We start from the raw sequence: 14,166 nt of genomic DNA, 5'->3' as shown, positions 1-14,166 counted from the left end.
GCGATCGAGGCACGCACGACGATCAACTCCTTCCGGAGTAGGGGGTGTTGTCGGTGCCTCAAGCCTTCGGCAGCGTCCGGCCGGGAACAACAGCGATGATCGCAACGTTCGGTCAGCCAGGCTTACCGATCCGATGCCCTACCGATCCGAATGCCAACCGATCGAATGCCAACCGATCCATGTCCGCACGTGTCCCGGAGGCGTACGTGGACCAGAACGAACTCGGCTGCTTTCTCGTCCTGGCCGAGGAACTGCACTTCGGCCGTACCGCCGCCCGGCTGCATCTCTCCCGTGCCCGGGTGAGTCAGCTCATCCAGCGGCTGGAACGCCGTGTCGGAGCGCCCTTGTTCACGCGCACCAGTCGGCGGGTGGCCCTCACCGGCCTGGGCAGCCGTCTCCGTGACGACCTCGAACCGCACTACCGCGGCATCGAGGACGCCCTGGCCCGGGCCGTCGCGTCGGCCCGCGGCACCGAGGGAGTCCTGCACGTCGGCTTCTCCACGCCCTTGGCGGGGGAGATGGTGATGAAGGCGACCGAGAAGCTGCGTACCGCCCATCCCGAACTCGCCGTCGAGGTGTGCGAGGTGCCGCTCTCCGATCCGTACGGAATGCTGCGCAAGGGCGATTTCGACCTTCAGCTGACGGACTTTCCCGTGCGCGAGGACGACCTGACCCGTGGACCGACCCTCCTCACCGAGGACAGGGTGCTGGCCGTCGCGGCCGGGCATCCCCTGGCCGGACGGAACACCGTGACGCTCGAGGATCTGGCCGACGTGCCCTTGCTGACGATCGCGGGCGACATCCCGGAGTACTGGCTGGAGCACCAGCTGCCGGCGCACACCCCCAGCGGCAGGCCGATCGAGCAGGGGCCGTCCATCACCAGCCTCCAGGAGGCACTGACACTCGTCGCGGGCGGCAAGGGAGCCATCCTGACGGGCGCTCACATCGCTCTCTACCTCAGCCGTCCCGGCATCTCCTACGTCCCGGTGGAGGGGGACAAGCCGCTGCGGTACGGCCTGATGTGGCGGTCCGACGGCAGCAATCGCAGGACGATAGAACTCTTCGGGTCCATGGCTCGCGAGATCGCACGGGACATGGCTCCGGCCGATCCGAGGAGAGCGGTACCGGGCTGATCTCCCGGTGCGCGGCGGCGGTGCGGTCAGTGCGTCGGCGGCCAGATGACGCCGAGGACCAGCTGTACTTGGCCGACCAGGCGTGAAGCGTCGAACCTGCCGGGATCCGTGAGGGCCAGGCGGCCGAAGTGTTCCGCGCAGGCGACGAGTGCGTGGGCGAGGACCTGCGGGTCGAGTTGTGGGGCGAGGTGTGGGTCACGTTGGGGATCCGGTCGCGAATCGTCTTTCGGGATGCTCCGGTCGGTCAGGGCGAGGGAGATCCATTGCTCGACCCGGAGCCGGAACCGTTCCCTGTCCGCCTCGATGCGGTCGCGGACGGCCGTGGGCATGTTGCCCGGGGGCAGCAGGATGAGTCGCCAGGTGTCCGGGTCCTCGTGGAGCATCGCGGACATCCGGCGCAGTGCCTCGGAGGCGAAACCGGCGGGGTCACGTAGGGCCTCCGCGCTGGGGATCGTTGCCAGCAGCCGTTCGAAGGCGCGTGCCTCTTGGCGGTCGAGCAGGGCGGTCAGCAGGGCGTCGAGATTCTCATAGGCGCCGTAGACCACCGACCGGGCGACATCGGCCCTCTTCGCGATGGCGTCGATGGAGACCCGGTCGTAGCCGTCGCTCACGATCACGGCGAGGGCCGCGTCGAGCAGTTGCTCGCGGCGTTGCTCGATCGGGACGCGCGGGGCGTAGGGGCGCCGCTTGCGTGGCCTGTCCGGCGAGGAGGGAGAAGAGGGGGAAGAGGGGGGCGCTGGCACCTTGGCAGTTTACGACATCTGTGTCTTAAATTAAGACAGCAGTGTCGTAATTGAGGACGATGACGACGGCCGCGGCGACGACGCACGCCGCAGGCGCACGAGGAGCGGCTCCATGGCGAAGCTGAAGCGTGGCGAGGTCGAACCGCACGAGGACTACGGCTTCTTCGGTCCGGGATCTGTGGTGTGGAAGGTGTGGAGCTATCCGACGGCGCCGACCGTGGGTTTCCAGCGAGCCGTGGTCGTCGAGGAACTCGACCCGCCGCTGGTGGCCGCCGTCCACGCGACCCAGGGCATCTACCAGCGCTCCCGCACCCGCTACGACCGGACCCTGCGGTACTTCGCGATGGTGGCCTTCGCCGGTTCGCGGGAGGTGTGCAAGGCCGCGGACATCCTGGTCAAGGTCCATTCCAAGGCGATCGGGCAGCTGCCGTACGGCGGTGGGACCTACGACGCCAACGACCCCGCCTCGCAGCTGTGGATCCAGCTCACCGGCTGGCACTCGATCCTCTACGCGTACGAGAAGTACGGGCCCGGGAAGCTCACCGCGCAGGAGGAGAAGGAGTACTGGGCGGCATGCGCCCTCGCCGCGGAGTTGCAGACGTGTTCCCCCGACGACATCCCCCGTGACCGTGACGGCGTCCGGGCGTACTTCGAGCGGATGCGCCCGCAGCTGTCCGCCAGTCCGATCGCCCGCCAGGCCATGAACCACCTGCTCAGGAGCGAGCTCGTCCTTCCACCGGCGCCGTGGTGGGCGAAGCCGGCGACCCTGGCTGTCGCGAGGGCCCAGCGGATCGCCACGCTCGCCACCATGCCGCGCTGGATGCGCGAGCTCGCGGGGATCCGGCAGTCACGCCTCCTCGACGCGCTCATCGTGCCCGTCATGAAGGCCGCCTTCGCGCTCGTCCATCTCGCGCCCCGGCTCGAACTGCGCCTGATAGCAATGCTTTCGCCGTCGACGGTCCCGGTGATCGCGCCCATGAAGCTCGGCATTCCTCCCCGTACCGAGGAAGTACTGACACCCGCGGAAGCCCGCGCCCGCCACGGTTACGCCAAGCCCGCCGAAGCCCACCTCGAATTCCGGGCCCGGCAGGCCGCCCGCGTCTTCGGTGCCGGCGAGGCTCCCAGCGAGCAGGGGCTCATCGAGTCCCAGGAGATCCTGGGACCGCTCGCCTAGTCGGCTCAGCGCAGTACGGCCGCCAACAGGTCCGTACCCAGCGCCGTCAGAGCGGGCAGATCGAGGGTGTGACGGACGTAGCGACCGTTGCGGCGGGCCGTGAGCAGGCCCGCGCGGCGCAGGACGGCGAGGTGGCGGGAGACCTCCGGGGGTGAGAGTTCCCAGGTGTGGGCGAGTTCGCCGGTGGTGTGCGGGCCGCGGGCCAGGGTGCGCAGCAGTCGTAGCCGGATCGGATGGGAGAGTGCCGCCAGCCGTAGCGTGACCGTCTCCAGCGACACCGGTTCCGCCGGACTCGGCTCGGCCACGGGGTACTGCACCACCGGCTGCCATCCGGGCGCGTGGACCACCACCAGGTGCGGGTTGCCGAAGACGCTGGGGATGAAGGTGACCCCGGTGCCGTGGGCGGCGGTCGCCTTGTCCTGGAGTTTGTCCACGACGATGCAGTCGCCGTCCGGTGCCAGGGCGACCGCGCCGGAGACCGAGGCGAGGGCCGCCGCCATGCCCTGGCGCTTCAACAGGTCGTTCTTCAGGCGCAGATCGGTGGCGAGCCGCACGGCGACGCCCGCCCATGCGGTGTCGAAGAAGGCCTCGGCGCATTGTTCGAGGGTGTGGCGCACCCGTGCCCGCACCGCGGCCGGGTCCGCCAACAGCCGCTCCGAGAAGGCCTCTTGCCGGGCGCCGCGGGCCTGGGCCAGGTCCAGGGCCCGTTCGCGTGCGGTCGCGTCGGTCAGCGGTGACGGTACGGCGAGGCGGACCCGGTTGCCGCCGCACGTGGTGACGAGCGCGGCGGTCACATACGTCTCGTCGTCGATGCGGTCCACGTCGTCCAACTCCTCGGCGAGGGTCGGCCGGGGCCGGGCGGGGAACAGGAAGTCGGCCTGTGAGGAACGCCAGAGGAACTCCGCCTCCCTGAGCCGCTCGGCCAGCTCCGGCGGCAGCGCGGCCCAGACGTCCCCGGCCCAGTCGGCGTGCTGCGGATGATGCCCGGGTTCGGCCAGCACATGCAGCATCGCGGTCAGCTCGGCCAGCGGGGAGGCGGCGAACCGCAGTCGCTCGGACGGCAGGCCGCTGATGTCGATGCGCAGCGTCATCCGTTCATCATCGCTGGCCGGAGGGCGGGCGACGGCGTCGGTTGACGGTGTCCGTCAACCGACGTGGCCGGCCCGGCGGTCGACCGCACTGTTGCCGCCATGGCAACCACCACCGACACCGACGACGCCCACGATGCCCACGACACCACCGACACCGCCAAGATCCGGCCCCGTGCCCTCGTCCGTGCCTCGGGCGGCCCCCGCTACGCCGTCGCCCTCGCCGTGGACGCGCTCGGCACGGGCCTGCTACGGCCCTTTCTGCTGCTCTACGGGGTGACGGTGCTGCGGCTGTCCGCGCCGGCCACCGGTATCGCCATGACGGTCGGCATCGTCGCAGGGCTGCTGTGCATGCCCGCGGTGGGCCGCTGGCTGGACCGGGGCGCCCGCAGCACGGTCGTGGCGGCGTCGATGCTGGTGCGGGTGCTGGGCGTGGCGCTGCTGTTGGCCACCCCGGCGGGGCACGTCTGGTTGTTCGGGACTGCTGCGCTCTTCCTCGGCATCGGCAACCAGGCCTGGCCGGCCGCCCACGCGGCTCTCGTGGCCACGGTCGCCCACGGCCGGGAACGCGACGCCGCTCTCGCGGGAGGCCGCGCCCTGCGCAACGCCGGGCTGGGCGTCGGCGCGCTCATCGCCACCGTGTGCCTGGCGGGCGGCACCACCGCGTTGCAGGCGCTGGCGGCCGTCACCGGGCTCGCCTATCTCGCCGCGGCGGCCCTGGCGTGGTCGGTCCGTCTGCACGCGCGTCCGGCCGCCACCCCGGCCGAGGACCGGGCCGACGAGCCCGCACCTCGGATGCGCGCGCTGCTGGCCGCCAACGTGGTCTACGTCTTCTGTCTCAATGTCCCCGAGATCGCGCTCCCGCTGATCCTGGTGACCCAGTTGCACGCGTCCCCGGTGTGGTCGGCGGCCATCTTCGTGGCCAACACGGTGCTGGTGGTCACCCTGCAGGTTCCGGTCACCGTCCTGATGTCCCGCTACTCCCGACGGAACGTGATGGCTCTCGCCGGTGTCGTACTCGCCGTGTCCTACCTCGGTTTCCTCGCGGCCACCTCGCTGGGACACGGCTGGGGTGCCCCGGCCGTCGCCGCGGTGTCCGTGGTCTGCACGCTCGGCGAGATCATCTACGCCGGCAGCGCCACCGCGCTCGTCACCGCCCTGGCTCCGGCCCAGGTGCTGGGACGTACCCTCGCCCGCTTCGAGTTCTCCACGGGGTTCGGCCTCGCCGTCTCCCCGACGGTCATCACCGCCCTCGCCCCGCACGGCCCGACCGCCCTCTGGGGCAGCCTCACCGCCGCGACGCTCCTCTCCGCCTCCGCCGTTGCCGTCAGTGAGTCGTAGTGGTGGGCACGCCGAGGTCGGCCAGTAGGCCCCGCACCCGGCGCTCGATCTCGTCCCGGATCGGCCGTACGGCGTCCACGCCCTGACCTGCGGGGTCGTCCAGCGTCCAGTCCAGGTAGGTCTTGCCGGGGAAGACGGGGCAGGTGTCGCCGCAGCCCATGGTGATCACCACGGGGGACGCCCGGACCGCCTCGATCGTCAGCATCTTCGGGATCTCCGCGGAGATGTCGACACCGCCTTCCCGCATCGCCTCCACGACCGCGGGGTTCACCGTCTGCGCTGGCGCCGACCCGGCCGACCGGACCTCGACCGCGTCTCCGGCGAGGTGGGTGAGGAAGGCGGCGGCCATCTGGGACCGGCCGGCGTTGTGGACGCAGACGAAGAGGACGGAGGGGCGCTCGGCGGGTGTGTGGGTGCTCATGACGGTGGCCTTCTGTTTCGTTCCGGGCGGTCGTGGTCGTCGGTCGCGGTTGGCGGTCGGCCGTGGCTCAGGGCAGCGTGGGTGCGGTGGTGCCGGAAGCCTCCCGGCTAGCGGGGACCTTCGCCCGTACGGCCGTCCCCCGCCGCCCGAACACCCCCGCCACCAGCGCCAGTCCGAGCACGCCCCCGACCAACTGCGCCGCCACCAACCCGCCGACCGAGGCCGGCGCGATCCCCGCGAACGTGTCGGTGAAGGCGCGGCCGACCGTCACGGCGGGGTTGGCGAAGGACGTGGACGACGTGAACCAGTAGGCGGCGCCGATGTACGAGGCCACCGCCACGGGAGCGAGTCGGTCGCGGCCGACGCGGGTCAGGCCGAGGACGAGGAGGACGAGACCGGCGGTGGCGACGACCTCGCCGAGCCACAGATGACCGGCCGAGCGGTCGTGCGTGGACCACTGGACCAGCGGTCTCGCGAACATGGCGTCGGCCAGCAGCGCGCCCCCGACAGCTCCCACGACCTGGGCCGGAACATACGCGGCCACGTCCCGCCCCGTCGGCCCGTCCCCGCCCCGGCGGCCGCTGAACCAGACCGCGAGCGTGACCACCGGATTGAAGTGGGCGCCGGAGACCGGGCCGAGGAGCGTGATGAGCACGCCCAGGCCGAAGACGGTGGCCAGCGAGTTGGCGAGCAGCTGCACTCCGACGTCACGGGACAGCTCGGTGGCCTGGATGCCGGAGCCGACCACCACCGCGACCAGGGCGGCCGAGCCGACGGCCTCGGCCGCCGCCCGTCGGACCAGCGGCGCGCTCACGCGGGCGCCCCGGCGGCCTGCGGCGTTCGCAGGAAGAGCGCGAGCCGGTCGAGGGTGTCGGGCAGCACCCAGTAATAGACCCACGTACCCCGCCGCTCGCAGTCGATGAGCCCGGCCTGGCGGAGGAGCTTGAGGTGATGGGAGATCGTCGGCTGGGACAGTTCGAAGTCCGGGGTCAGCTCGCAGACGCAGACCTCGCCGCCGTCCCGTGAGGCGATCATCGACAGCAGGCGCAGCCGCACCGGGTCGCCCAGGGCCTTGAACAGCTTCGCCAGCTCGGCGGCCCGGTCCTCGTCCAGGGGGGCGGAGGCCAGTCCGGCGCAGCAGGCGTCGGCCGCGTCCTGGCCGAGCACCTCCAGCTCTTGTTTCGACATACTTCTATGTTGACATCCTTCGATTCAAGGCGCAACGTTGGAGGCATCTGCATCGAAGAACTTCAATGCAGCCCGTTCGTAGCCACCCAGGAGTGAGCCATGACCGACCAGCCCACCGACCTGCGCGAGACCGTCCGTCAGCGGTACGCCACCGCAGCCCTGAAGGTCACCGAGGGCGGCACCGCCTGCTGCGGCTCCGACTGCTGTGGAACCGACGATCGCGGACCCGAGCCCGTCGAGATCGACGAGAACTTCGGCTCGACCCTCTACGCCGCCGCCGACCGCGACACCCTCCCCGCCGAAGCCCTCGCCGCCTCCCTCGGCTGCGGCAACCCCACCGCCGTGGCCGAACTGCTCCCGGGCGAGCGCGTCCTCGACCTCGGCTCCGGCGGCGGCATCGACGTCCTGCTCTCCGCCCGCCGGGTCGGCCCGACCGGCAAGGCGTACGGGCTGGACATGACCGAGGAGATGCTCGCCCTGGCCCTCGCCAACGCGAGGAAGGCGGGAGCCGACAACGTCGAGTTCCTCAAGGGCACCATCGAGGCCGTCCCGCTGCCCGCCGCCACGATCGACGTCGTGATCTCGAACTGCGTCATCAACCTGTCCGTCGACAAGCCGGCCGTCTTCGCCGAGGCCTTCCGTGTGCTCAGGCCAGGCGGCCGGATCGGCGTCACCGATGTCGTCGCCGACGACACCCTCACGCCCGCCCAACGGGGCGAGCGCGGCGACTACGTCGGCTGTATCGCCGGCGCGCTGTCCTTCGCGGAGTACCGGGCGAGGCTGGAGGCCGCGGGGTTCACGGACGTCGAGGTCACGCCCACGCACAGCGTCGCCGACGGCATGCACTCCGCCGTCGTCCGGGCCGTGAAGCCGACGGTCTGACGCAGCAGGAACCCCCACCAAGAACCTCACCGGAAATCCCATCAGAAGCCCCACCAGCCCCTGTCGCCCCACAGGAATGTCACAGCGTGATCCGTTAAGTCCGTGGTGGCGTATGGCGAGTATGTGCCAGTCCGCGATCTCGCCTCCGTGAACTATCAACAGAAATCGGTCCCTTGAGGAAAGCTGGGCGATCATCCGGGATCACTGTCCGGACCGCGGCGGTCGAAGGTGCTCGATCCGGCCGCCGACGCCTACGTTCCTTCAGCACCAGGGACCACCATGCCCACCACCCCCCACTCGGCCCCGATATCGGGCGCGAAACGCGCCGCCCGTATCGCCGTGGCCGCAGGGCTCGTCGCCGCGCTCTCCGCGGCCGGGCCCATACCCCTCGCCCTCGCCGCGGACGGCTCCACCGCCACCGCGGCCGACCCCGGCGTCAAGTCCGCCCACGACAAGCTGGGTTCGGACGACGCCGACCTCCTCGCGGAGGCCAAGGCACAGCGCGACAAGACCGTCACGATGATGATCGCCACCGCGCCCGGCCAGACCGAGAAGGTCGCCGCGGAGCTGGACGCCGTCAAGGGCGGCTCCGTGGGCCGTACGTACGACAAGCTCGGCTACGTACGGGCCACCGTGCCGACCGGCAAGGCGGACTCGGCCATCGCCGCCGCCGCGAAGCTCTCCTCCGTGCAGGCCATCGACCTGCGGGACGAGATACCCCTTGAGCAGCCGAACCTCGACGGGGGCGGCAAGTCGACCGCTTCCGCGGCCACTTACCCGGGCCCGGACCAGAACACCCCCGCGAAGAACCCGTACAACCCGTCCTTCGAGACGGGCGCCGTCGACTTCGTGAAGAAGAACCCGAAGGCGGACGGGCGCGGAGTGACCATCGGTGTCCTCGACACCGGCGTCGACCTCGCCAGCCCGGCGCTGCAGAAGACGACGACCGGCGAGCGCAAGATCGTCGACTGGGTGACCGCCACCGACCCGATCCTCGACGGCGACGGCACCTGGCGGGCGATGACCACCTCCGTCTCCGGGCCGTCCTTCACCTACGGCGGCAAGAGCTGGACGGCGCCCGAGGGCTCGTACCAGATCAGCACCTTCCGCGAGGCCGTCACCGCACAGGGCAAGGCCGCGGAAGGCGACGCCGACGGTGACGCCAACCGCGACGGCGACACGACCGACGACTGGGGCGTCCTCTACAACGCCGCCGCCGGCACGGTCACCGTCGACGTCAACGACAACGGCGACTTCACCGACGACACGCCGATGAAGCCGTACAAGGACGGCCACCAGGTCGGCCACTTCGGCACGGACAACCCGGCCACGGACATCCCCGAGAGCCAGGACTTCGTCGTGGAGGTCCGGGGGGACGTCCCGATGGACCCGCTGGGCGGCGACTGGGTCGGCAAGAAGGCCGACTTCGTCAACATCGGCCTCACCGCCGGCTCGCACGGCAGCCACGTCGCCGGCATCACCGCCGCCAACGGCATGTTCGGCGGCAAGATGAACGGCGCCGCCCCCGGCGCGAAGATCGTCTCCTCGCGCGCCTGCGTCTTCGGACCCGGCTGCAGCAACGTCGCGCTCACCGAGGGCATGATCGACCTCGTCGCGGGCCGCGGCGTCGACGTCGTCAACATGTCCATCGGCGGCCTGCCCCCGCTGAACGACGGCAACAACGCCCGCGCCGAGCTCTACACGCGGCTCATCGACACGTATGGCGTCCAGCTCGTCATCTCCGCGGGCAACTCCGGCCCCGGCGCCAACACCATCGGTGACCCCGGCCTCGCCGACAAGGTCATCTCGGTCGGCGCGGGCGTCTCCAAGGAGACCTTCGCCGCCAACTACGGCACCGGCGTGGAGAACGAGTACCAGCTGTTCAACTTCTCCTCGCGCGGCCCGCGTGAGGACGGCGGCTTCACGCCGACCATCGTGGCCCCCGGCTCCGCGGTCAGCACGATCCCGGCCTGGATGCCCGGCGCCCCGATCGCCGAGGCGGGCTGGAAGCTGCCGGCCGGCTACGCGATGTACAACGGCACCTCGATGGCGTCGCCGCAGGCCGCGGGCTCGTCCGCGCTGCTCCTGTCGGCCGCCAAGCAGCGGGGCATCAAGCTGACGCCGGAGAAGCTGCGCACGGCCCTCACCTCGACCGCCAAGCACATCGAGGGACTGCAGGCATACGAGGAAGGCGCCGGTCTCATCGACGTCGCCGACGCCTGGAAGGCCATCAAGGCGGGCGCCACCGCGCACGACTACGCCGTGAAGGCCCCGGTCGACACCGCGCTCGACCAGGCGCTGAAGACACCGGGCTTCGGCACGGGCGTCTACGACCGCGAGGGCGGCCTCAAGGCCGGGCAGAAGAAGACGTACGACGTCACCATCACCCGTACGTCCGGCCCCGCCGGCTCGCTCCCGCACACCCTGCGCCTCGCGAACAACAAGGCGCGCACCTTCTCGATCGTCGGCCCGAGGGTGGTCGACCTGCCGCTGAACAAGGCGGTCACCGTCAAGGTGCAGGCCGCCCCCAAGCACGCGGGCATCAAGAGCGCGATCCTTCAGGCCGACGACCCGAGGACCGTGGGCGTCGACCAGCAGATCCTGAACACCGTCGTGGTCTCCACGCCGGTCCAGCACACCTTCACCGCCTCGGGCTCGGTGCAGCGCAACAACTTCAAGTCCTACTTCGTGACCGTCCCCGAGGGCGCGAAGTCGCTCCAGGTCACGCTGGACGGACTGGCGGAGGGCAGCCTGACGAAGTTCAGCGCCATCAGCCCGTACGGCGTCACGGCCGCCGACGACGACCCGAACACGACGGACATCGCCTCCTACGAGGACCCGCTGCCCGGCGTCTGGGAGATCGAGGTCGATTCCCGCCGTACGTCGCCCCTGCTGGACAACCCGTACAAGCTGAATGCCACCGTCTACGGCGCGTCCTTCGCCCCGGAGGCCGTGACCGTGCCGGAGGCCAAGGTGGGCACTCCGATCGCCGCCTCCTGGACGGTGACCAACAAGCTGGAGGCCGTCGACGGCAAGCTGAAGGGCGGTGCGCTCGGCTCGTCGAAGACCGCGCGGCCGACCATCGCCGACGGCGCGTCGCAGACCAGCACCGTCGAGGTGCCCGAGGGCACCACGTCCCTGGACGTCGCCATCGGCAAGGTCTCCGACCTGGGCTCCGACCTCGACCTGAACGTGTACGACGCCGAGGGCAAGCTCGTCGGCCAGTCCGCGGACGGCGACTCCGAGGAGGCCGTCTCCATCGCGAACCCGGCCGCCGGTACCTACACGGTCGAGGTCGTCGGCTTCGAGGTGCCGTCCGGCTCGACCGCCTTCGACTACCGGGACGCGTTCTTCTCCTCCGCGCTCGGCCAGGTCAGCGTCGACGAGTCGACGCCGGTGAAGCTCGGCACGGGCGACGCGGCGAAGGTGTCGGCGGACGTCACCGTCGCGCGGGCCGTGCCCGAGGGCCGGCAGCTCTTCGGTGAGGTACGGCTCGTGAACGCGCGCGGGACGACCGCGGGCGTGGGCGGCGTGACGATCGAGAAGGTCACGCCGTAGCCGTCGTACGGCTGTTGTAGTCGTCTCACACGAGTGAGGGGCGGGTGTCCGATACCGGACACCCGCCCCTTCCCTTTACCGCTCAGCCCACGTTGAGTCCCGCCAGGTCGCCCAGCGGCAGCGTGTGCTGGGTCTGCAGGACCTTCGCGCGCAGGTAGCGGACGTTGTCCGGGGTGGCGAAGACGCCGGTGGGGACGCGGTCGCGGACCTCGATACCGAGGTCGCGCAACTGGTCGGCCTTGTCGGGGTTGTTGGAGAGCAGGTCCAGTTCGCCGATGCCGAGGGCGGTGAGCATCTGGGCGGCCGCCGTGTAGTCGCGGGCGTCCTCGGGCAGGCCCAGGGCGGCGTTGGCGGCGTAGGTGTCGAGGCCCTGGTCCTGGAGGGCGTACGCGTCGAGCTTGTTGTAGAGCCCGATGCCCCGGCCCTCCTGGCGCAGGTACAGCAGCACGCCGCCGCGCTCGGCGATGCGCTCGACGGCCTCGCGCAGCTGGGGACCGCAGTCGCAGCGGGCCGAGCCGAAGACGTCGCCGGTCAGGCACTCGGAGTGGAGGCGGACCAGCGGGGTGGTGCCGGGGGCCGGGTCGCCGATGACGACGGCGAGGTGCTCCAGGCCGTCGGCGAGGCCGTGGAAGGTGACCAGCTCGGTGTCGACGCGGTAGCCGTCGTGGAAGCGCAGCGGGACCCGGACACGGGCGCGCTGGGTGGCGGCGGCGGTGAAGTCGGGCATGCGGGTTCTCCGGGTTCCGTACAGGGCCTGCTGCTTCAGATTTGAAGCAGCTCCTCGGATCAGGACCCTACCCCATGCTTTAAATTTGAAGCAACAAGTTTGTCGCGCAGGTCACGAACAGGCTCGGCCGATCACGAACAGGGCTTGGAGGACCGCCGCCGCCACGGCACGTCGTCCGCGGTGCCGTGCGCGCCCTCCCCCTTGAACCCCTCGCCGACCGCGGTGAAGATCTCCTCCAGCTGCCCGACCTGCTCCGGGGTCAGCCGGTCGAAGAGCAGCGACCGTACGGTCTCGACATGACCCGGGGCCGCACCCTCCAGCACCCGCATCCCCTCGTCGGTGAGCGCCGCCACGCTGCCCCGCTTGTCCCAGCGGCAGTCCTCGCGCCGCACCAGGCCGTCCTTCTCCAGACGGGAGACGGCATACGTCAGCCGGCTGCGGGTGATCTTCAGCCGTTCCGCGAGATCGGTCATCCGAAGTCGGCGTTCCGGGGACTCGGACAGAGTGGAGAGGATGGAGTAGTACATGTGCGGCATGCCGGCCTCCTGCTGGAGCTGCCGGTCGAGCGCGTCCTCGACGAGGAGGGCGGCGCCGATGTACGCGCGCCAGGCGCGTTGCTCCTCGGGGGTGAGCCAGCGGGTCGTCATGCCGCCAGTGTAAGTTTGTTTCAAACTTTAACCAAGCCCGAGACCGCCGAGCCGGAGAGCGCGCCGATGCCGCCGTACCCCTACGTCCTGCTGTCCGCCGCCGTCTCCCTGGACGGCTACCTCGACGACACCACCCCCGAGCGCCTGCTCCTGTCCAGCCCGGCCGACTTCGACCGGGTCGACGAGGTGCGGGCCGGCGTGGACGCGATCCTGATCGGCGCCGGCACGATCCGGGCGGACAACCCCCGGCTGCTGGTGAACTCGGCCGAGCGGCGGGCCGCGCGGGTGGCGGCGGGGAAGCCGGAGTATCCGCTGAAGGTCACGGTCAGCGCGTCCGGCGAGCTGGACCCGACGGCGAACTTCTGGCACACGGGCGGCGAGAAGGTCGTCTACACGACGGAGAAGGGCGCCGAGCGGCTGCGGCGGACCCCGGTCGCGGCGGATGTCGTCGCGCTGGGCGCGGAGCTGGACTGGCGGGGCCTGCTGACGCATCTGCGCGAGGTGCGCGGCGTCGAGCGGCTGATGGTGGAGGGCGGCGGCACGATCCACACGCAGCTGCTCCAGCAGGGGCTGGCGGACGAACTGCAGCTGGTGCTGGCGCCGCTGTTCGTGGGCGACCCGGACGCGCCCCGGCTGTTCGGGCCGGGCGGATATCAGGGCGGGCGGCTGCGCCTGCTGGAGACGCGGCGCATCGAGGACGTCGTGCTGATGCGCTACGAGCCGACCGCGCCCGGCACCGGCGGCCTGCCCGCCGCGGCCGACCGGCACTGGCTGGCGCTGGCGTGCGACCTCGCGGCGCAGTGCCCGCCGTCACGGACGGCCTTCAGCGTCGGGGCGGTGGTCGTGGCGGCCGACGGGACCGAGCTGGCGCGCGGGTACTCCAGGGAGGGCGGCGATCCCGTGGTGCACGCGGAGGAGGCGGCGCTCGCGAAGATCGCGCCGGGGGATCCGCGGCTGGCCTCCGCGACGGTGTACAGCAGCCTGGAGCCCTGCACCCACCGCGCCTCCCGGCCCGCGCCGTGTGCGCGGCTGATCCTGGAGGCCGGGGTGCGCCGGGTGGTGACGGCCTGGCGGGAGCCGGACACGTTCGTGACGGGGGCCGACGGGAGCGGCGTACTGGCGGGGGAGGGCGTGGATGTCCTGGTCCTGCCGGAGTACGAGGACCGGGCGAAGACGCCGAACGGGCACCTGCCGGCCTGAGTGATACAGCTCTCTTCTGCGGCGTCGAGGGAAAGCCGTGTGCTTCCGGTCCTGCGGATGGGGT

The 14,166-nt window shown here is 71.0% G+C and carries 13 protein-coding genes; 6 read left to right on the top strand and 7 right to left on the bottom strand.

Going from position 1 to position 14,166, the window contains the following annotated elements; translation table 11 throughout:
• Positions 1 to 179 precede the first annotated feature (179 nt).
• Positions 180 to 1,133, top strand: coding sequence for a LysR family transcriptional regulator (locus BLU79_RS40890; RefSeq protein ID WP_256333644.1), 954 nt, complete (start codon positions 180 to 182; stop codon positions 1,131 to 1,133).
• Between the two features lie 26 nt (positions 1,134 to 1,159).
• Here BLU79_RS40890 and BLU79_RS40885 read toward each other — a convergent pair whose 3' ends face one another.
• Positions 1,160 to 1,876: a TetR/AcrR family transcriptional regulator gene (locus BLU79_RS40885; protein ID WP_093911119.1), complete on the bottom strand. Its 717-nt coding sequence runs from the start codon at positions 1,874 to 1,876 to the stop codon at positions 1,160 to 1,162.
• Between the two features lie 112 nt (positions 1,877 to 1,988).
• Here BLU79_RS40885 and BLU79_RS40880 point away from each other — a divergent pair, with 112 nt between their 5' ends.
• On the top strand, positions 1,989 to 3,050 hold the full coding sequence (locus tag BLU79_RS40880; RefSeq protein WP_093911118.1) for an oxygenase MpaB family protein: 1,062 nt from the start codon (positions 1,989 to 1,991) through the stop codon (positions 3,048 to 3,050).
• 5 nt (positions 3,051 to 3,055) lie between these two features.
• Here BLU79_RS40880 and BLU79_RS40875 read toward each other — a convergent pair whose 3' ends face one another.
• Positions 3,056 to 4,141, bottom strand: coding sequence for a DUF5937 family protein (locus BLU79_RS40875; protein ID WP_093911117.1), 1,086 nt, complete (start codon positions 4,139 to 4,141; stop codon positions 3,056 to 3,058).
• A 99-nt stretch (positions 4,142 to 4,240) separates the two neighbouring features.
• Between BLU79_RS40875 and BLU79_RS40870 the strand changes: the two genes are divergently transcribed.
• A complete protein-coding gene (locus BLU79_RS40870; protein WP_093911173.1) occupies positions 4,241 to 5,479 on the top strand; it encodes an MFS transporter in 1,239 nt (412 codons plus the stop codon).
• On the opposite strand, the gene BLU79_RS40865 is transcribed toward BLU79_RS40870, so the two are convergent.
• From BLU79_RS40865 to BLU79_RS40855, 3 genes are all read right to left on the bottom strand, one after another.
• Positions 5,466 to 5,900 (bottom strand): arsenate reductase ArsC, encoded by a 435-nt coding sequence (locus BLU79_RS40865; protein WP_093911116.1) that lies wholly within the window; start codon positions 5,898 to 5,900, stop codon positions 5,466 to 5,468. The two genes, BLU79_RS40870 and BLU79_RS40865, sit on opposite strands and share 14 nt — an antisense overlap.
• A gap of 67 nt (positions 5,901 to 5,967) precedes the next feature.
• Positions 5,968 to 6,714: an aquaporin gene (locus BLU79_RS40860; RefSeq protein ID WP_177001369.1), complete on the bottom strand. Its 747-nt coding sequence runs from the start codon at positions 6,712 to 6,714 to the stop codon at positions 5,968 to 5,970.
• The gene (locus BLU79_RS40855; protein ID WP_093911114.1) at positions 6,711 to 7,088 is read right to left on the bottom strand and encodes an ArsR/SmtB family transcription factor; all 378 of its coding nucleotides are present in this window, start codon (positions 7,086 to 7,088) and stop codon (positions 6,711 to 6,713) included. Before BLU79_RS40855 ends, BLU79_RS40860 begins: the two co-directional genes overlap by 4 nt.
• 99 nt (positions 7,089 to 7,187) lie before the next feature.
• Between BLU79_RS40855 and arsM the strand changes: the two genes are divergently transcribed.
• Positions 7,188 to 7,970: an arsenite methyltransferase gene (gene arsM, locus BLU79_RS40850; RefSeq protein WP_093911113.1), complete on the top strand. Its 783-nt coding sequence runs from the start codon at positions 7,188 to 7,190 to the stop codon at positions 7,968 to 7,970.
• Positions 7,971 to 8,249: 279 nt separating this feature from the next.
• Positions 8,250 to 11,528: a S8 family serine peptidase gene (locus BLU79_RS40845; RefSeq protein ID WP_093911112.1), complete on the top strand. Its 3,279-nt coding sequence runs from the start codon at positions 8,250 to 8,252 to the stop codon at positions 11,526 to 11,528.
• Positions 11,529 to 11,610: 82 nt separating this feature from the next.
• Here the strand turns inward: BLU79_RS40845 and ribA are convergent, their stop codons facing one another.
• Positions 11,611 to 12,255, bottom strand: a complete 645-nt coding sequence (gene ribA, locus BLU79_RS40840; protein ID WP_093911111.1) for a GTP cyclohydrolase II — start codon at positions 12,253 to 12,255, stop codon at positions 11,611 to 11,613.
• A 131-nt stretch (positions 12,256 to 12,386) separates the two neighbouring features.
• Entirely contained in the window at positions 12,387 to 12,902 is a 516-nt protein-coding gene (locus BLU79_RS40835) for a MarR family winged helix-turn-helix transcriptional regulator (RefSeq protein WP_093911110.1), read from the bottom strand.
• A gap of 66 nt (positions 12,903 to 12,968) precedes the next feature.
• On the opposite strand from BLU79_RS40835, the gene BLU79_RS40830 reads away from it, so the two are divergent.
• The gene (locus tag BLU79_RS40830; protein WP_093911109.1) at positions 12,969 to 14,102 is read left to right on the top strand and encodes a dihydrofolate reductase family protein; all 1,134 of its coding nucleotides are present in this window, start codon (positions 12,969 to 12,971) and stop codon (positions 14,100 to 14,102) included.
• Positions 14,103 to 14,166: the final 64 nt, after the last annotated feature.

It is taken from the genome of Streptomyces sp. cf386 (assembly GCF_900103585.1).
In the GTDB taxonomy this organism is placed as follows: Bacteria; Actinomycetota; Actinomycetes; order Streptomycetales; family Streptomycetaceae; genus Streptomyces.
The sequence above is the reverse complement of the archived record's forward strand: the minus strand, read 5'-3'. Positions and strand labels throughout refer to the sequence as shown.